Source organism: Flavobacterium hiemivividum, from assembly GCF_004349145.1.
In the GTDB taxonomy this organism is placed as follows: domain Bacteria; phylum Bacteroidota; class Bacteroidia; order Flavobacteriales; family Flavobacteriaceae; genus Flavobacterium; species Flavobacterium hiemivividum.
In genome coordinates, this window is the sequence record NZ_SMFO01000009.1 from 84,704 (window position 1) to 103,371 (window position 18,668).

Sequence of the window (18,668 nt, forward strand, 5' to 3'; positions counted from 1 at the left end):
GAAACTTGAAACCTTAAACTTTTAAACTTTAAACAAAAAATAAAATGGAAGTTTTAAAAATAGCAACAGCAGGAAGTGTAGATGACGGAAAGAGTACATTAATTGGGAGATTATTGTATGATACGCAATCCTTAACTACAGATAAATTAGAAGCAATTGAAAAAAGTAGCAAGCAAAAAGGCTATGATTATCTTGATTTTTCGTTGGCTACTGACGGATTAGTTGCTGAGAGAGAACAAGGAATCACAATTGATGTGGCGCATATTTACTTCTCTACGGCTAAGAAAAGTTACATCATTGCCGATACTCCTGGGCATGTTGAGTATACTCGTAACATGGTTACAGGTGCTTCGACTTCCCAAGTTTCAATTATTTTAATTGATGCTCGTAAAGGAGTTATTGAGCAAACCTACCGTCACTTTTTCATCAATAATTTATTGCGTGTAAAAGAAGTAATCGTTGCCGTTAATAAAATGGATTTAGTAGATTATTCTGAAGAAGTTTATAATAAAATTAAAGCCGACTTTGAAGCGTTAAACGCCAAAAGTACTTTTAAAGAACAAAATGTAAGTTACATTCCATTAAGTGCTTTAACTGGTGATAATGTAGTAGAATCATTAGGTGAAATGCCATGGTACGAAGGACAAACTATCTTAGAACACCTTGAAGCTTTAGAGCCAGCTGATGTTTATGAAAAAGGTCAAGCACGTTTTCCAGTACAAACTGTAATCCGTCCAAAAACGGAAGAATACCACGATTTTAGAGGATATGCTGGTAAACTTTACGGGAATAACATTAAAGTTGGAGATGCAGTTACGGTATTACCTTCTTTGACAGAATCGATAGTGTCTAATATTCACTTTTTTGATAAGCAATTTGATGAAGCTTCAGTAGGTTCTTCAATTACCATCGAATTAGAAAATGATATCAATGTAACTAGAGGAGATATGATTGTAAAATCGTCTGAATTGCCTAAGGTTGAAAAAGATATCAATACAACAGTTTGTTGGATGGACAGTAAGAAACTAGTTCCTGGTGCAAAATATTTTGTACAACACAATACCAAGAGAGTTTTGGCTAAAATTGATAGCGTGAAAAATGTAATTGCAACTGATTTTTCAGGAGTAAAAGAAGCGTCGCAATTAGCGATTAACGAAATAGGAGAAGTAAATATTAAGTTAAGCAAAGCAATTTATTTTGATGCTTACAACGATAACAAATCAAACGGTGCTTTTATCTTAATCGATGCAGCAACAAATACAACAGCAGGAGTAGGGTTTATCAGATAGGAATCCCCACCCCGGCCCTCCCCGAAGGGGAGGGAGAGATTGTCGATAAACTTTGTGGTTATAAAATTTATTGTTTAAATGTTAAAATGGCGATAATAATTTTTACCGATTAGGTAATTACGATTAAATAACAAGAATCAAGCTCCTCAATGGCTTTTGTCTTTTTGAAATTGAATAGTAAAGATGAATTGAAAATTCAGAAGCAGAATATAACATAATAAAGCTCCTCAATGGCTCCCCCTCCTTCGGAGGGGGCCGGGGGGGAGGATAATAGTAAAAACATATGGAAAGTTTTAGAACAGAAATAGAAAACCCGATTGTCCAAAAAGACATCATCGATTTAGAGAGAAAGATTCGTTTATTCAAAGAAGGAAAAATTGATGATGAACGTTTTCGTAGCCTGCGGTTAGCGCGTGGTGTTTACGGTCAACGTCAAGAGGGTGTTCAAATGATCCGAATCAAACTGCCGTTTGGAAAAGTAACGAGCGAGCAATTATTGCGTATTGCTAAAGTTTCTGATGAATATTCCACGGGAAGATTGCATATCACAACACGTCAGGATATCCAGATTCACTATGTAAGTTTAGATAGAACGCCGCAACTTTGGGCAGAGCTTGAAAAAGACGATGTTACCTTACGCGAGGCATGTGGTAATACGGTACGAAATATCACGGCAAGTGAAACGGCTGGAATTGATGTCAATGAACCATTTGATGTGTCACCTTATGCACACGCCTTATTCCAATTTTTATTGAGGAATCCGGTTTGTCAGGAGATGGGTCGAAAATTTAAAATTTCGTTTTCTTCCTCAGATGAAGATACAGCTTTGAGTTATTTACATGATTTAGGATTTATTCCAAAAATTGTAAATGGGGAAAGAGGTTTTAAAATAATGCTTGGTGGAGGATTAGGGTCACAACCCAATCACGCCGAATTGTTATCAGAGTTTGTTCCTGTAAACCAAATTATTCCAACGACAGAAGGAGTATTGAGAATTTTTGATCGTTTTGGCGAAAGAGCAAAAAGACTTAAAGCCAGAATGAAATTTCTAATCAAAGATATCGGAAGCGAAGAGTTTTTACGATTAGTTGAAGCAGAGAAAAAGGCATTGTCATATCAAGTATTTGAAATCGATACCACTGCATTTGACAATCCTATTCCAGAGCCGTTGCTTGTTGCACCAAAAGTTATAATCGAAGATAGAGCCGCATTCGAAGCATGGAAAGAATCGAATGTAGTTCAGCAAAAACAAGCGGGTTATGTAGCTATAGGCGTGAAAGTTCTTTTAGGAGATTTTTACACTGATAAAGCTAGATTATTAGCCGACTTAATAAAGAACTACGCTGCTAATGAATTGCGTTTTACTTTGCGTCAGGATATTTTAATTCGAAATGTAAAAGAAGAAAATTTAGAGTTTTTCTACCAAGAATTGACCAAGTTAGAAATGGTGAATTTAGGATACAATACCATTTCAGATATTACGGCATGCCCTGGAACAGATACTTGTAATTTAGGGATTGCAAGTAGTACGGGAATTGCTGTAGAGCTAGAAAGAGTTTTAGAAACCGAATATCCACAGTACAATAACAATAGAGAAATCACTATTAAAATTAGCGGTTGTATGAATGCCTGCGGCCAACATAATATGTCGGCAATAGGTTTTCAGGGAATGTCAATCAACGCTGGGAAATTAGTCGCGCCAGCGCTTCAAGTGTTGTTAGGTGGCGGGAATTTAGGAAACGGATCAGGACGTTTTTCTGATAAAGTAATTAAAATTCCAAGTAGAAGAGGACCGGATGCTTTGCGTTTTATCCTAGATGATTTTGAAGCAAATGGAAATAAACTATCCTTTTTGGATTATTATGATGCCAAGGGAGAAAAATACTTCTATGAGTTTTTAAAACCTTTAGCCGATGTTACAAACTTAACCGAAGCTGATTTTGTAGACTGGGGAAATGCCGATAATTACGTAAAAGCTGTTGGAGTAGGAGAGTGTGCAGGTGTTGTCATTGATTTAGTAGCTACTTTATTATTAGAAGCCAAAGATAAATTGACATTTGCTCAAGAAGCTTTCGAAGATAAAAAATGGTCAGATGCTATTTATCATGCTTATGCTGGATTTGTAAATGGATCGAAAGCCTTGTTGCTTTCAGAAAATCAAAAAACAAATCATCAGGCTGGAATAATTGACTTGTTTGATACCGTTTTTGTGGCAACAAATAAAATTCCACTAAAATCCACATTAAAGGATTTAGTGTTCCAAATTAATAAGAATGAACCATCTGAGGAATTCGCTACAAGGTATATCCAAGAAGCTATTGCTTTTTTTGATACTATCGAAGCATTCAGAGCTAAAGACTTAGAAGATGAAAAATAAAATAGAAGCCCAAGTAACTTTAGTAGGTGCTGGTCCAGGAGATCCAGATTTACTGACAATAAAAGGTGCAAAAGCATTGGCAGAAGCTAATGTCGTCTTGTATGATGCTTTGGCAAATGAGGAGTTGTTGTCTTTTGCTCCCAAAAAAGCATTAAAAATATTTGTTGGAAAAAGAAAGGGATGTCATGCTTATTCTCAAGATGAAATAAATCAATTAATTGTCGATAATGCACTGACTTACGGAAAGGTAGTGCGATTAAAAGGTGGTGATCCGTTTATTTTTGGAAGAGGAAGTGAAGAAATAGAGTTCGTAGAAAGTTTTGGAATTCCTACATTTGTAGTTCCTGGAATTTCATCTTCGATTGCAGTTCCAGCTTCTCAAGGGATTTCTTTGACAAAAAGGGGAGTATCAGAGAGTTTTTGGGTAATAACAGGAACAACTTCTGCACGAAAATTATCTACAGATGTAGCTTTGGCGGCGCAATCTACCGCAACAGTTGTGATATTGATGGGAATGAGCAAACTAGATCAAATAGTAGCTTTATTCCAAAAAGAGTCTAAAGGAGAAATGCCAGTTGCTATAATTCAAAACGGAACAACTCCCGAAGAGAAAGTCGGAATTGGAACTATTGATACAATCCAGGAAGTAGTAGCCGAGAATAAATTGAGTTCTCCAGCGATAATTGTTATAGGAGAAGTAGTAGGAGACAGTAAGAAAAATGTAGGTTTTTATAAAGAATTAAGATCTAACCAAAAGGTGTTAGCGTATGGAAAGGAATGAATTGTATCCAATATTTTTAAAACTTCATCAAGTCAACGTACTTATTGTAGGCGGAGGAAATGTAGGATTAGAAAAATTGACGTTCATGCTAAAGTCTAGTCCTAATGCTAATGTTGAGGTGGTTGCACCTCGATTTATTCCGGAATTAGTGGACTTAATCAATAAACATGATTCGGTGAAGCTGACCATGAAGAAATTCAAGAAAAAGATGCTGAAGAAAAGGCATATGGTTATTGCTTGTACTGATGATTTGGACGTAAATAAAAGGATTTATGATCTCTGCAGAGAAAGATATTTAATTTGCAATATTGCCGATACACCGGATTTATGTGATTATTATTTAGGCGGAATCGTAACCAAAGGAAATGTGAAAATTGCGATTTCAACAAATGGAAAATCGCCTACAACGGCCAAAAGATTGCGGGAGTTTTTTGAAGAAATAATTCCAGAAGATATCAACCAAATGGTTTTGAACCTTAACGAATATCGTAAAACGCTGAAAGGAAACTTTGAGGACAAAGTTCAAAGAATGAACGAGATTACAGCATCGCTGAAGAATAAAGAATAAAGAGAATAGTAAAAAATAAAGGATAAAAAATTGGAATGACAATTATCATTTATTTTTTTAAGAAGCAATCGTTAATTTGCAGTAAATTAGTTTAGCATAATAATCATTATATGAAGAATAGAGAAATTATTAAAACAGATATCCTAATTATAGGAGCCGGTCCAACAGGTTTATTTGCCGTTTTTGAAGCAGGATTATTAAAGTTAAAATGTCATATATTAGATGCATTACCTCAAGTAGGTGGTCAGCTTTCAGAACTATATCCTAAAAAACCCATCTATGATATTCCGGGATTTCCAGAAGTATTAGCTGGAGATTTAGTAGATAATCTAATGGAGCAAATAAAGCAATTCGAACCAGGATTTACACTTGGAGAGCGTGCTGAAACAATCGACAAACAAGAGGATGGTAGTTTTATTGTTACTTCTAACAAAGGAACAGAAATTCATGCTTCAGTTGTTGCTATTGCTGGTGGTTTAGGAAGTTTCGAACCTAGAAAACCACTTATTGACGGAATCAATTTTTATGAGGATAAAGGAATTAAATACTTTATCAAGAATCCAGAGAAATTCAGAGATAAAAGAGTGGTTATTGCAGGAGGTGGAGACTCCGCTTTAGACTGGAGTATCTTCCTTTCAAACATAGCTTCTGAAGTGACTTTGGTTCACAGAAGAAATGAATTTAGAGGGGCATTAGATTCGGTAGAAAAAGTACAGGAGTTAAAAGATGCAGGAAAAATCAGATTGATTACTCCGGCTGAAGTTGTAGGTTTGAATGGAGCCGAACATATAGAGTCTATTGTTCTTGATGAAAATGGAGCGCACAGAACCATAGAGACAGATTATTTTATTCCGCTTTTTGGATTAACTCCAAAGTTAGGTCCTATAGGAAACTGGGGATTAGAAATTGAGAAAAATGCCATTAAAGTGAATAACGCTTTGGATTACCAAACAAATATTCCAGGAATTTTCGCCATTGGAGATGTAAATACGTATCCTGGAAAATTAAAATTAATCCTTTGTGGTTTCCACGAAGCCACGCTAATGTGTCAAGCAGCTTATCAAATTATCAATCCTGGTAAGCGATATGTACTAAAATACACAACAGTTTCTGGAGTTGACGGATTTGACGGAACTCGTAAGGAAGCGCCAAAAGCAGTGGTTAAAGCCATAGTTTAACAACTTACTATAAACTAGTTAAAAAATGTAGCGCTAATACTTGCAAGTATTAGCGCTATGTCTTTACTTTGCAGTGTTCCTATATTTATTGATCGTTATCACGAAAGGCGGAGGGAAAGACCCGATGAAACCTTAGCAACCCTTTATCTTATAAAGAAGGTGCTACATTCTACTTTATGCTGAATTTATTTATGCTGAATTTATTTCAGTGTTTCAGTATCTAAGATAGATAACACAAGAATACTTCCACAGTATTTCTCAAAAACTTTTCTTGACAACATCTTAATCTATTTTTAGAGCGAATGATTGGTGCTTTTTTGCCATCATCCTTCCTGCTTTCCGTTACAATCTTTTTAACCTGAAATAAATTCAGGATAAAAAGGATTTTCACTGCAATCAGGGCTAAAGAGTTTATATAGTGAACTTTTGTAATTATTAATCAAAAGTATAGATCGCAATATCTACTGTGATTTAAAAGAATTAAAAAGTTATGTCAAGCATTCAAGAAGCTATAAAAAACAACATACTCATACTCGATGGAGCAATGGGGACAATGTTACAGCGTTATAATTTTTCCGAAGAAGATTTTCGTGGGCAACGATTCAAAGATTTTCCACATTCACTAAAAGGGAATAATGATTTATTATCGCTTACACAACCACAAGCTATAAAAGCCGTTCATGCCGCATATTTTGAAGCAGGTGCTGATATCGTAGAAACCAATACATTCTCTGGAACAACAATTGGTATGGCCGATTATCATCTCGAAGATATTGTTTACGAACTAAACTATGAATCGGCGAAAATTGCCCGTGAAGTAGCTGACGAATTCACGGGTAAAAATCCAGAGAAACCACGTTTTGTAGCCGGTTCAGTAGGACCAACAAACAGAACGGCTAGCATGTCGCCAGATGTAAATGACCCAGGTTACAGAGCCGTAACTTTTGATGATTTGCGAATTGCCTACAAACAACAAGTCGAAGCCTTAATGGATGGCGGTTGTGATTTATTATTAGTCGAAACTATTTTTGATACTTTGAATGCTAAAGCAGCCCTTTTTGCTATTGAAGAAGTCAAAGACGAACGCAATATCGATATTCCAATCATGGTTTCAGGAACCATTACAGATGCTTCAGGAAGAACACTATCAGGGCAAACGGTGGAAGCTTTCTTGGTTTCAGTTTCACATATTCCATTATTGAGTGTAGGTTTCAATTGTGCCCTTGGCGCTGATTTATTAAAACCGTATTTGCAAACGTTGTCTCATAATACTTCTTTCAATGTTTCTGCGCATCCTAATGCTGGATTGCCTAATGCTTTTGGAGAATATGATGAAACACCAGAGGAAATGCAAGCTCAAATCAAAACTTATTTAGACGATAATTTAGTAAACATCATAGGTGGTTGTTGCGGAACAACCCCAGAGCACATCAAGTTAATTGCAGATATCGCAAAGGATTATAAACCAAGAGTTTCTACTGCGGTGATGTAAAATGTTGATATGACCTTTGTCAAAGTTTTAAACTTTGACAAAGGATCTAAATTGTTGATTATGTAAATGTTATAGGTTAGATACTCCCGCCATCAAGGAGTTATGAAATAATAGTTGTAACTAAAATGAAAGAAGAAGGGAAGATAAATTTTAAATATTTAAAAATTGCTATAGTTATTACTTTTATTTCATCAACGATTATTTTATTGTACACAAATCATAAAGAAAATCAGTTCGATGACTATAAGAAAACCTTCAAAGGTGAGGCAATTGGTTTAACAATGAAGTTTAAAAAGTCTGGTAGAAGTAGGTATTTAATGTATTGTTTTTATGTGAATAGTAAAATTGTATCTAATACGAAGACAATAGGAAATGATGAGATTTTAAAAAAGTTTTACAAAGTAAAATATGATCTAAATAATCCTAAGGCAAATTATATCCTTTTAGATAAAGAATTGAAACCGGATTCGCTTGCTCTTGTTAAAGCTGGTTTTACTAAAACCAAATATTATATTTATGATAGTGGCATTACAAGTAAATATTTAGAAAGGTCTAAATGGAAATGATAAGGTAAGCGCGAGCGTCTCGCTAGTGCCCACAAGGAGAATAAACGTCCTCAATAAATAAAAGCATTAAGTAGGTCATTCCGAGGAACGAAGGAATCACATACGGCGAGTACCTAGTAGGATTGCTTTGCTTCGTTGCTCACAACTCCTCGCAATGACAGAGTACAAAACTGCGTGAGGGATAGTAGCGGCATCCTTTTGTGAAGCGATAGCGAAACAAAAGATATAGCGGATAGCCTGACCCTTTTGGGGCACGCCCAAAATAATAAGATAAAAGATTAAATCTATTTCATTTTTAAAATGATATAGAATTAAAAATAAATAAAATGGCAGAAAAAGAAACAAGAAAAAACCTTGTATTATCGGGATTAGAGCCTTTGATTATAACTCCAGAGAGTTTGTTTATTAACGTTGGAGAGCGAACAAACGTAACGGGTTCAAGAAAATTCCTTCGATTAATCAAGGAAGAAAAATACGAAGAAGCACTTAGCATTGCAAAAGAGCAAGTCGAAGGTGGCGCCCAAATCATCGATATTAATATGGATGAAGGGATGCTTGATGGCGTTTATGCCATGACAAAATTCTTGAATCTAATAGCTGCTGAACCTGATATTTCCCGTGTGCCCATCATGATTGATAGCTCGAAATGGGAAATTATCGAAGCCGGCTTGAAAGTGGTTCAAGGGAAAAGTGTCGTAAATTCTATTTCTTTGAAAGAAGGCGAAGAAGCTTTTGTTCATCATGCTAGATTAATCAAGCGCTATGGAGCTGCAGTAATTGTTATGGCTTTTGATGAGGTGGGACAAGCCGATAATTACGAACGAAGAGTAGAGATTTGCCAGCGTTCTTATGATATTTTGGTGAATAAAGTTGGTTTCCCTGCTCAGGATATTATTTTCGATTTGAATATATTTCCAGTAGCTACAGGAATGGAGGAACACCGCCTAAATGCGTTGGATTTCTTTAGAGGTACAAAATGGGTTCGTGAAAACTTGCCGCATGCACACATTAGTGGTGGAGTGAGTAATGTTTCGTTTTCGTTTAGAGGAAATGATACGGTTCGTGAAGCGATGCATTCTGTGTTTTTATATCATGCCATTAAAAACGGAATGACGATGGGAATCGTTAATCCTGAAATGCTTACGATTTACGACGAAATTCCAAAAGATTTATTAGAGCATGTTGAAGATGTGATTCTGAATAGACGCGACGATGCAACAGAACGATTGTTAGATTTTGCTGAAAATGTAAAAGGCGATGTAAAAGGAAATGAGAAAGCAATTCAAGAATGGCGTTCTGGAACAGTTCAAGAAAGAATTACACATTCGCTTGTAAAAGGTGTTGATCAATATATTGAAGAAGATGTTGAGGAAGCTCGATTAGCGGCTGCAAAGCCAATTGAAGTTATCGAAATCAACTTGATGACAGGCATGAATGTCGTAGGAGATTTGTTCGGATCTGGGAAAATGTTTTTGCCTCAAGTGGTAAAATCAGCTCGTGTGATGAAGAAAGCCGTGGCTTATTTGTTGCCATTTATTGAAGCAAGCAAGCAAGCAGGCGATAAGCAAGGGAATGGAAAAATCTTGATGGCTACTGTAAAAGGTGACGTTCATGATATTGGAAAAAACATTGTTTCAGTAGTTTTAGCTTGTAATAATTATGAGATTGTCGATTTAGGAGTTATGGTTGCGCCAGAGAAAATTATTGCGGCTGCCATAGAACACAACGTAGATATTATTGGTCTTAGCGGATTGATTACTCCTTCGCTTGATGAAATGGTTTATTTGGCTAAAGAATTAGACAAACGCGATATCAAAATTCCAATAATGATTGGTGGAGCTACAACTTCTAGAGCGCACACTGCCGTGAAAATTGCTCCGCAATATAGACAAACAGTAATTCACGTTAATGATGCTTCGAGAGCAGTAACAGTCGCTGGAAGTTTGTTAAATAGTGATAAGAAAATATACATGGCTTCGATTCGAGAAGAATATGATGCTTTTAGAGAGACTTTTTTAAATCGATCTCGAGATAAAAACTTCTTGACTATTGAGCAAGCAAGAAAAAATAAACTGCAATTGGATTGGGAAAACTATACTCCCAAGAAACCCAATTTTATTGGGGTAAAAGCAATCGAAGTTGATGTAGATGTTTTGGTTCCGTATATCGACTGGACGCCATTTTTTAGAACTTGGGAATTACACGGAAAATACCCAGCTATTCTTACTGATGAGGTAGTTGGTGAGCAGGCAACTGCTGTTTTTGCTGATGCTCAGGCGATGTTGGCAGTTATTTTGAAGGAGAAGAAGCTTGACGCCAAAGGAATATACGGTATTTTCCCAGCGAATCAAGTCAACGATGATGATATCGAGCTGAGCGACGAAAATGGAAAAGTATTAGATAAATTTTTGACATTACGTCAACAATCACAAAAAACCAAAGGTGCTCCAAATATTGCCTTATCTGATTTTATTGCGCCAAAAGACAGTGGTAAAACGGATTATATGGGTGCGTTTTGTGTGGCTACCGGTTTTGGTGTTGATGAATGGGCCGAAGAATTTGTAAAGGATTTGGATGATTATAATGCGATAATGGTCAAAGCATTGGCGGATCGTTTAGCTGAAGCTTTTGCAGAGTATCTTCACGAAAAAGTACGTAAAGAGATTTGGGGTTACTCAGCTGATGAATCTTTGAGCACCGAAGATATGATCGCAGAAACATATAAAGGAATTCGTCCAGCGCCAGGTTATCCAGCTTGTCCAGACCATTTAGAGAAGCCAACAATCTGGAAACTATTAAATGTAGAAGAAGAAATTGGAGTGGTTCTAACAGAAAGTATGGCGATGTGGCCAGCTTCTGCAGTTTCAGGATATTATTTTGGAAATCCAGAAAGTAAGTATTTCGGACTTGGAAAAATAAAAGAAGATCAGGTAGTTGACTACGCAAAACGTAGAAGTATTTCGACAGAAAAAGCTATGAAATGGCTAAATCCAAATATAGCAGACTAGAAAAGGGGTTTGAAGTTTAAGGTTTCAAGTGGCTCAAGAGAACTTTAAACTTTAAACATTAAACATGAAACAAAAAATAAAATGAAAGTAACAGAACATATAGAAGCAGCGAAAGGGAAAACATTATTTTCGTTTGAAATCATTCCGCCACAAAAAGGGAAAAGTATTCAGGAATTGTACGATAATATTGATCCATTGATGGATTTTAATCCGCCATTTATAGACGTGACGACTTCTCGCGAGGAGTTCATTTATGTGGATAAGGGGAATGGTTTATTAGATAAAAAGTTGACTAGAATGCGCCCAGGAACATTGGGAATTTGTGCTTCTATTAAGCATAAATATACGGTGGACACTGTGCCGCACGTACTTTGTGGTGGATTCACAAAAGAAGAAACAGAGTATTTATTAGTGGATTGTCACTATTTAGGAATTAATAATGTTATGGCTTTGCGCGGTGATGCGATGAAAGACGAACAATCATTCGTCCCAAAATCTGGCGGAAATAACTTTGCGGTTGATTTAGTTCAACAAATTGATCAATTAAATCAAGGGAAGTATTTGCATGATGTGATGCATATCGATAATAAGGCTGATTTCTGTATTGGTGTAGCGGGTTATCCTGAGAAACATTTAGAATCACCATCACTAATTTCCGACTTAAAGCGACTTAAAGAAAAAGTTGATGCAGGTGCCGATTATGTGGTAACTCAAATGTTTTTTGATAATGCTAAATACTTTGAATTTGTAGATAAAGCCAGAGCAATGGGGATTATGGTTCCTATTATTCCGGGGATAAAACCTATCGCAGTACAAAGACACTTGCAAATTTTGCCGCAAATTTTTAGAATTGATTTACCTGAAGATTTAATTCATGCTGTAGATCAATGTAAAACAAACGCCGAAATAAAACAGGTGGGTATCGAATGGGCGATTCAACAATCATTAGAACTTAAAGCGGCGGGAGTTCCTGTTTTACATTATTATTCTATGGGGAAATCAGAGAATATTAGACAAATCGCTAGCAAGGTTTTTTAATAGTTAATTAAAAAGGAGTATTTTTTTTTAGGATTAAGTCTGTTAAGTTTAAACTTTAACATGTAGAAATATTTTAAAAAGCCTTATATTTGATCTATATCAAAAATAAATATACTAATATGAAATCTCAATTTTTCTTCATCTTCATTTTTTTAACTGTGTTAACATCTTGTAAAGATGAGAGTAAAAAACAGGTTGAAAATAATCCAGCAAATGTTGTCCCTTTTTATCAGAATGTAGCGACGGCTAATAATCCAGTGGTATCCCCATCTGGAGAGCAACAGCCAACTCCCGGAGCTTCGGCTGCTGCAGGTATGAATCCACAACACGGCCAGTCAGGACATCGTTGTGATATTGCTGTAGGCGCTCCGTTAAATTCAGCGGCTACAACTCCAGCAAGTGCTACAACGACCCAGCAAAGCAGTCAGCCGCAGAGTGCTCCTGCAGCGACTTATACAGTAAACAATACCGCGCCTTCGGCAGAAGTTACACCTACCGCTGAAGGGATGAATCCACCACACGGACAGCCAGGTCATCGTTGTGAAATCCCTGTGGGAGCGCCATTAGATGGAAAATAAACTTTAATTACACTTGCATAATTAAAAAAGCTCGTTTAAAAATCCAGATATATCTGATTTTTAAACGAGCTTTTTTTATATGAAATGAACTGTAAAAACGTGAGGCAGTTTACTTATTGCTGAAAACTACTTCTTAGTAATTTCTCTAAACACAGCTTCAAGGTTCTTATTCTTTTGATTTAGTTGTAGGGTTTTTAAACCATTGGCGGTAGCAAAGTCAAATACTGCAGGACGCATGTCTTTATCTGATAGGAAAGTTAATTCCCAAATCATGTCATGCGTATTTTTAAAGGAAACGAGATTTTCTATTTTGGCCACAGCCTGTTCCTCTATTTTATAATCAAATTCTACTTCGATTACTTGTTCTTTATCGGCAGAAATTAAGTGGTCGAGTTTTTTATCGGCTACGATTTTTCCGTTATTGATGATAATGACGCGGTCGCAGATTGCTTCCACTTCCTGCATTATGTGAGTGGAAAGGAAAACAGTTTTGTCTTTTCCTGCATTTTTAATAACATTACGGATTTCGATCAATTGATTCGGATCTAAACCTGTTGTTGGTTCGTCTAGAATCAAAACATCTGGATTGTGCAGTAAAGAATTTGCAAGTCCCACACGTTGACGGTATCCTTTAGATAATTGACCTATTTTTTTATGACTTTCAGCAGTCAAACCAGTCATTTTTAGCACTTCTTCTATTCGAGATTTAGCAACTTTATAGATATCGGCATTAAAAGCTAGATATTCCCTAACATACAAATCCAAGTATAACGGATTGTGTTCCGGTAAATAACCGATGGAAAGCTGCACGGCTTTCTGGTTTGAGTTTACGTCATGACCATTTACAAGGGCTGAACCTTCATCGGCAGCGAGATAAGTAGTCAGTATTTTCATTAAAGTTGATTTCCCTGCTCCATTAGGACCTAAGAAACCAACGATTTCTCCCTTCTTTACAGAAAATGAAATGTTATCTAATGCTTTTTGAGCACCATAACTTTTAGATATCTGATTTACTTCTATTGACATAAGGTGGTGTTTGTTGCAAAAGTAAACAGAAAAAAGTGACGTTTATTATTTTTCACATTACAATATGTAAAAATGTATAATTACAGTTGCCTTATGTGTAACGCTAAACTGCTTTTGATAGTTATAATTATCAAATTAGAGTTAAAACGAAGACAAGAGAAAAGTAGCTGTAAAGCCCAAAAGTTTAATTCAAACAAAAACAGCTATTTATGTTATAGAACCTATTTAATGTCAATTGCTTAAATAATGTTTTAGGGCCTTGTTTTTAACTATTGTGTAATTTATTAGATGTTTTATGGAGAATTCCTTTTTTGTTTGGTAAATGTTGATTTTTTTTTTGGTGTGCTCGAATTTATTTATACTTTAGCATAAAATTAATGCACAGCACGATGTTAAATAACCGATTTTATTTTAGCAATACTTATTATTTCTTCTGGGAACAGGGTAGGGATTGACGTATGGTTATTTAATTAGAAAATTAAATTGATAATTATAAATATACAATCCCGATGAAAATCGGGATTTTTTTTTGCTTAAAAGTGAATAATATGAATGCGAAAATAGGAATACAAGGTATAAAAGGCTCTTTTCACCATCAGGTGGCACAAGAATATTTCGCACAAGCTGTCTTAGTAGACGAGTGTTTGTCTTTTGAAGAGCTGGTAGATAATTTACTTTCAGGTAAGTCAGATCAGGCAGTTATGGCAATTGAGAATTCTATTGCGGGACCTATTATTCCTAATTATGCACTAATTGACAAAAACAATTTACATATAATAGGAGAACATTATTTAAGGATTCATCAAAATTTGATGGCACTTAAAGGTCAGAAAATAGAAGATATTGTGGAGGTTCATTCCCATCCAATGGCTTTGTTACAATGTATGGATTTCCTTAAAAAATATCCAAATATTAAATTAGTCGAAGATAAAGATACAGCCGAAACTGCTCGTAGGATTCAGGCAAATCAATTAAAGGGTATTGCTGCAATTGCAAGTGTTACGGCCGCTGAAATGTATGATTTAGAAATTTTAGCTCCGGAAATTCAGACGATAAAAAACAACATGACCCGTTTTGTAATAATAAAAAAACAAAACTCAGTTATACCAGAAGAAGATATTAATAGAGCTTCTATAAAATTTGAATTAGATCATAAGCGTGGTAGTCTGGCGGCAGTGTTAAACGTAATGAGTGATTGCAAAATGAATCTAACAAAGATTCAATCCTTACCAAAAATAGAAACACCATGGAAATATTCTTTTTTTGTGGATGTGACCTTCGAAAAGTATGCTGACTTTGTGAAAGCAAAATCATTGCTTGCAATTATGGCCGAATATTTTAAAGTATTAGGAGAATATAAAAATACAAAGCCGTAATAAAGTCTTAGGTAATAAGACCATAATTTGAAATTTATAATAAAGAAAGTAACCTCTTAAAAAGAGAAATTTAATAGCATGATTACAACAGCAAAACGTTTAGACATTATTGAAGAATACTATTTCTCGTCTAAATTGAGAGAAGTAAGGCAATTGGCTTCAGAAGGGAAGCCAATTATAAACATGGGAATTGGAAGTCCGGATTTACGTCCGTCTCAATCAGTTATTGATGCGGTGAAAGCAGCGATGGAAGATGAAAATGCACATCAATATCAGAGTTATCAGGGATTACCAGAACTGAGAACGAGCATGGCTGATTTCTATTTGAATAATTATAACGTAGCCTTGAATCCCAATACTGAAATTTTGCCTTTGATGGGTTCTAAAGAGGGAATCATGCATATTTCATTGGCTTTTTTAAATGAAGGAGATGAAGTTTTGATACCGAATCCTGGATATCCAACGTACACTTCGGTAACAAATTTAGTAGGAGCGGTACCGGTTTATTATGATTTAAAAGAGAATACAAATTGGGAGCCAGATTTTGAAGCTTTAGAAAAATTAGATTTATCGAAAGTAAAAATTATGTGGATTGGTTATCCTCATATGCCAACAGGAGCGAGAGGAAGTCTAGGTTTGTTTGAAAAGTTAGTGGCTTTCGCCAAAAAACATCAAATTTTGCTGATTAATGACAATCCGTATAGTTTTGTTTTAAATGATAATCCGATGAGTTTGTTGCAGGTAGCAGGAGCTAAGGATGTTGCATTAGAGCTGAACTCTTTAAGTAAAACCTTTAACATGGCTGGCTGGAGAGTGGGAATGGTTCTAGGAAATGCAGAAGCTATTGATGCTATTTTGAAAGTAAAAAGCAATATGGATAGCGGAATGTTCTTCGGAATTCAAAAAGGAGCGATAGCGGCTTTAAAAAGCGATAAAACGTGGTTTGACTCGATGAACGAAATCTATAAAAAACGACGTGTTTTAACAGAAAAGCTTGCGGAGAAATTAGGTTGTAAAGTGTATAAGGAAGGTGTAGGTTTATTTGTTTGGGCTAAATTGCCTGAGGGAATTACATCGGCGGAGAAGTTTATTGATCAGATTTTACATGAAAAATATATTTTTATCGCACCAGGAACCATTTTTGGAAGCAACGGAGAAGGATACATTCGATTTGCATTATGTGTAAAAGAAGAAAAGGTACAAGAAGCAATTGATAGATTTAATTAAATGAAAGTTTACATAATAGGAATAGGGTTAATAGGAGGTTCGATGGCATTAGACATTAAAACATTAAACCCAGAAGCGACTGTTTACGGTATTGATAGTAATGAAAGCCATATGCAGGAAGCTTTAGTTTTAGGAGTTGTAGACGCGGCTGCTTCGATTGAGGATATTGTAGATGCAGATTTTGTAATTCTATCGGTTCCGGTGGATGTTGCTTTAGTTGTGCTGCCAAAAGTGTTGGATGTCGTTGGAAAAAATACAATTGTTTTTGAAGTTGGATCTACTAAAGCTCCAATATGTGAAGCAGTTAGTAATCATCCTAAAAGAAGAAATTTTATTGCGACGCATCCTATTGCAGGAACGGAATTCTCGGGACCATCAGCAGCAATAAAAGGATTGTTTGAAGGAAAAACAAACATCATCTGTGAGGTAGAACGTACTGCGTTTAAATTGCAAGAAAGAGCATTAGATCTTTTTAAATCAATAGGTATGAGAATACGTTATATGGATCCAAATGCACATGACAAGCATATTGCTTATGTGTCACATCTCTCTCATATTAGTGCTTTTATGCTGGGTAAAACGGTGATAAATAAAGAGAAGGACGAACAAGATATTTTTGATATGGCGGGTTCAGGATTTGAAAGTACGGTTCGTCTGGCTAAAAGTTCGCCAGCGATGTGGACACCTATTTTTAAACAAAATAAAATACAAGTTGTAGAGACATTAGAAGAGTATATTTCGAATCTTTCTCACTTTAAGGATTTGCTGGTAAATGATGATTACGATGCAATTTTTGAAGAAATGGAAAGTGTAAATAGGATAAAAGAAATTTTGAATGGTATGCATGCAAAGACCTAATGTCTATTAATACAAGAATTAACAAAAGAAGAACAACACCAAAAAATAATAAAATAAATAATTAAAAAGATGGAAAACAAGAAAGAAATGAGAACATGGTTGAACGATTTCAATTTATCTCACCCATTTGTGATTGCGGGACCTTGTAGTGCTGAAACAGAAGAACAAGTATTGAAAATAGCTCATGAATTGAAAGATTCTGACGTAAGTGTTTTTAGAGCAGGAATTTGGAAACCGAGAACACGTCCAGGAGGATTTGAAGGTGTTGGGGAAATAGGATTAAAATGGCTGAAAAAAGCGAAAGAAGAAACAGGATTGCTAATGGGAACGGAGGTTGCAAATGCAGCTCACGTAAAACTAGCTTTAGAATATGATATTGATGTATTATGGGTGGGAGCTAGAACAACAGTAAACCCTTTTGCAATGCAAGAATTAGCCGATGCTTTACAAGGAACTAAAAAAATTGTATTAGTAAAAAATCCTGTTAACCCAGATTTATCTTTGTGGTTAGGTGGAGTGGAGCGTTTATACAATGCAGGTATCGAAAAATTAGGAGTAATTCACAGAGGTTTTTCTACTTACGAAAAAACAAAATACAGAAATATTCCAGAATGGCAGATTGCTATTGAATTGCAAAATAAGTTTCCTGATTTACCATTAATTATTGATCCATCTCATATTACCGGAGATCGTGACATGATTCTTGAAGTAACGCAAGAAGCATTAGACTTGAATTATGACGGTATGATTATCGAAACTCATTACGATCCAGATAATGCATGGAGTGATGCTGCACAGCAAGTTACTCCAACTGCCCTGAAACAAATTTTTGTTGATTTGAAAGTAAGAAAGTTGAATGATGTATCTGATGAGTACACTTCTAAAATGTCTAAATTGAGAGCAAATATTGATGTGCTAGATGCTACACTACTAGATTTGTTAGGAAAAAGAATGAAAGTGGCTGACGAAATAGGTCAAGTTAAAAAAGATGCAAACGTTGCTGTATTGCAAAATACGCGTTGGAATGAAATTCTAGGAAAAATGATTCTTGAAGGAGAGAAAAAAGGACTTTCAGAAGAGTTTGTTTTAAAAATGTTTAAAGCAATTCACCAAGAGAGTATTAATCATCAAGACAAAGTGCTTAATGCATAATTAGCATTTTATTGAATGGAATGAATCCCCACTTTTTTAAGAATTGTGGGGATTTTTTTATCTAAGATTGTGTCGTGGTCAAAAACTTTAGACATCGTACTTTAAACGTGAAACATTCAATTATCTTTGCAAAGCATTTAATAAGTACTTATTG

At 35.5% G+C, this 18,668-nt stretch carries 15 protein-coding genes and 1 riboswitch; of the genes, 14 read left to right on the plus strand and 1 reads right to left on the minus strand.

The features are described 5' to 3' along the window. The first annotated feature begins 44 nt into the window (after positions 1-44). The 10 genes from E0F98_RS12140 to E0F98_RS12185 all read left to right on the plus strand — a co-directional run bounded on the left by E0F98_RS12140 (position 45) and on the right by E0F98_RS12185 (position 12,875). Positions 45-1,289: a sulfate adenylyltransferase subunit 1 gene (locus E0F98_RS12140; RefSeq protein ID WP_132111836.1), complete on the plus strand. Its 1,245-nt coding sequence runs from the start codon at positions 45-47 to the stop codon at positions 1,287-1,289. A gap of 283 nt (positions 1,290-1,572) precedes the next feature. Further along, complete coding sequence (locus tag E0F98_RS12145) at positions 1,573-3,666, plus strand: HEPN domain-containing protein (RefSeq protein WP_132111838.1); 2,094 nt, start codon at positions 1,573-1,575, stop codon at positions 3,664-3,666. Continuing rightward, complete coding sequence (cobA, locus tag E0F98_RS12150; RefSeq protein WP_132111840.1) at positions 3,656-4,447, plus strand: uroporphyrinogen-III C-methyltransferase; 792 nt, start codon at positions 3,656-3,658, stop codon at positions 4,445-4,447. Before E0F98_RS12145 ends, cobA begins: the two co-directional genes overlap by 11 nt. Beyond that, positions 4,434-5,015 carry a precorrin-2 dehydrogenase/sirohydrochlorin ferrochelatase family protein gene (locus tag E0F98_RS12155; protein WP_132111842.1) on the plus strand — a complete coding sequence of 194 codons (582 nt, stop codon included), beginning with the start codon at positions 4,434-4,436 and terminating at the stop codon, positions 5,013-5,015. Before cobA ends, E0F98_RS12155 begins: the two co-directional genes overlap by 14 nt. Positions 5,016-5,140: 125 nt before the next feature. Next, entirely contained in the window at positions 5,141-6,193 is a 1,053-nt protein-coding gene (locus E0F98_RS12160) for an NAD(P)/FAD-dependent oxidoreductase (RefSeq protein ID WP_132111928.1), read from the plus strand. Positions 6,194-6,285: 92 nt separating this feature from the next. After that, positions 6,286-6,391: riboswitch (SAM riboswitch) on the plus strand. A gap of 292 nt (positions 6,392-6,683) precedes the next feature. After that, the gene (locus tag E0F98_RS12165) at positions 6,684-7,685 is read left to right on the plus strand and encodes a homocysteine S-methyltransferase family protein (protein ID WP_132111844.1); all 1,002 of its coding nucleotides are present in this window, start codon (positions 6,684-6,686) and stop codon (positions 7,683-7,685) included. Positions 7,686-7,810: 125 nt separating this feature from the next. Continuing rightward, positions 7,811-8,251 (plus strand): hypothetical protein, encoded by a 441-nt coding sequence (locus E0F98_RS12170; protein WP_132111846.1) that lies wholly within the window; start codon positions 7,811-7,813, stop codon positions 8,249-8,251. 326 nt (positions 8,252-8,577) lie between these two features. Then, positions 8,578-11,259: a methionine synthase gene (gene metH / locus E0F98_RS12175; protein ID WP_132111848.1), complete on the plus strand. Its 2,682-nt coding sequence runs from the start codon at positions 8,578-8,580 to the stop codon at positions 11,257-11,259. An 81-nt stretch (positions 11,260-11,340) separates the two neighbouring features. Then, the gene (gene metF, locus E0F98_RS12180) at positions 11,341-12,297 is read left to right on the plus strand and encodes a methylenetetrahydrofolate reductase [NAD(P)H] (RefSeq protein ID WP_132111850.1); all 957 of its coding nucleotides are present in this window, start codon (positions 11,341-11,343) and stop codon (positions 12,295-12,297) included. A gap of 119 nt (positions 12,298-12,416) precedes the next feature. Further along, a complete protein-coding gene (locus tag E0F98_RS12185) occupies positions 12,417-12,875 on the plus strand; it encodes a RodZ family helix-turn-helix domain-containing protein (RefSeq protein WP_132111852.1) in 459 nt (152 codons plus the stop codon). Positions 12,876-13,001: 126 nt separating this feature from the next. Here E0F98_RS12185 and gldA read toward each other — a convergent pair whose 3' ends face one another. Beyond that, a complete protein-coding gene (gldA, locus tag E0F98_RS12190) occupies positions 13,002-13,901 on the minus strand; it encodes a gliding motility-associated ABC transporter ATP-binding subunit GldA (RefSeq protein ID WP_132111854.1) in 900 nt (299 codons plus the stop codon). A 548-nt stretch (positions 13,902-14,449) separates the two neighbouring features. On the opposite strand from gldA, the gene E0F98_RS12195 reads away from it, so the two are divergent. The 4 genes from E0F98_RS12195 to E0F98_RS12210 all read left to right on the plus strand — a co-directional run bounded on the left by E0F98_RS12195 (position 14,450) and on the right by E0F98_RS12210 (position 18,514). Next, positions 14,450-15,277, plus strand: a complete 828-nt coding sequence (locus E0F98_RS12195) for a prephenate dehydratase (RefSeq protein WP_132111856.1) — start codon at positions 14,450-14,452, stop codon at positions 15,275-15,277. A 78-nt stretch (positions 15,278-15,355) separates the two neighbouring features. Beyond that, a complete protein-coding gene (locus tag E0F98_RS12200) occupies positions 15,356-16,504 on the plus strand; it encodes a pyridoxal phosphate-dependent aminotransferase (RefSeq protein ID WP_132111858.1) in 1,149 nt (382 codons plus the stop codon). After that, positions 16,505-17,362 carry a prephenate dehydrogenase gene (locus E0F98_RS12205; protein ID WP_132111860.1) on the plus strand — a complete coding sequence of 286 codons (858 nt, stop codon included), beginning with the start codon at positions 16,505-16,507 and terminating at the stop codon, positions 17,360-17,362. A gap of 69 nt (positions 17,363-17,431) precedes the next feature. Next, complete coding sequence (locus E0F98_RS12210; RefSeq protein WP_132111862.1) at positions 17,432-18,514, plus strand: bifunctional 3-deoxy-7-phosphoheptulonate synthase/chorismate mutase type II; 1,083 nt, start codon at positions 17,432-17,434, stop codon at positions 18,512-18,514. Positions 18,515-18,668 lie beyond the last annotated feature (154 nt).

Coding starts and splice junctions, on each gene's coding strand:
- E0F98_RS12165 (WP_132111844.1), top strand. CDS start 6,684: ATGTCAAGCATTCAAGAAGCTATAAAAAACAACATACTCATACTCGAT.
- E0F98_RS12140 (WP_132111836.1), top strand. CDS start 45: ATGGAAGTTTTAAAAATAGCAACAGCAGGAAGTGTAGATGACGGAAAG.
- cobA (WP_132111840.1), top strand. CDS start 3,656: ATGAAAAATAAAATAGAAGCCCAAGTAACTTTAGTAGGTGCTGGTCCA.
- E0F98_RS12210 (WP_132111862.1), top strand. CDS start 17,432: ATGGAAAACAAGAAAGAAATGAGAACATGGTTGAACGATTTCAATTTA.
- E0F98_RS12145 (WP_132111838.1), top strand. CDS start 1,573: ATGGAAAGTTTTAGAACAGAAATAGAAAACCCGATTGTCCAAAAAGAC.
- E0F98_RS12155 (WP_132111842.1), top strand. CDS start 4,434: ATGGAAAGGAATGAATTGTATCCAATATTTTTAAAACTTCATCAAGTC.
- E0F98_RS12185 (WP_132111852.1), top strand. CDS start 12,417: ATGAAATCTCAATTTTTCTTCATCTTCATTTTTTTAACTGTGTTAACA.
- E0F98_RS12170 (WP_132111846.1), top strand. CDS start 7,811: ATGAAAGAAGAAGGGAAGATAAATTTTAAATATTTAAAAATTGCTATA.
- E0F98_RS12205 (WP_132111860.1), top strand. CDS start 16,505: ATGAAAGTTTACATAATAGGAATAGGGTTAATAGGAGGTTCGATGGCA.
- gldA (WP_132111854.1), bottom strand. CDS start 13,901: ATGTCAATAGAAGTAAATCAGATATCTAAAAGTTATGGTGCTCAAAAA.
- metH (WP_132111848.1), top strand. CDS start 8,578: ATGGCAGAAAAAGAAACAAGAAAAAACCTTGTATTATCGGGATTAGAG.
- metF (WP_132111850.1), top strand. CDS start 11,341: ATGAAAGTAACAGAACATATAGAAGCAGCGAAAGGGAAAACATTATTT.
- E0F98_RS12200 (WP_132111858.1), top strand. CDS start 15,356: ATGATTACAACAGCAAAACGTTTAGACATTATTGAAGAATACTATTTC.
- E0F98_RS12195 (WP_132111856.1), top strand. CDS start 14,450: ATGAATGCGAAAATAGGAATACAAGGTATAAAAGGCTCTTTTCACCAT.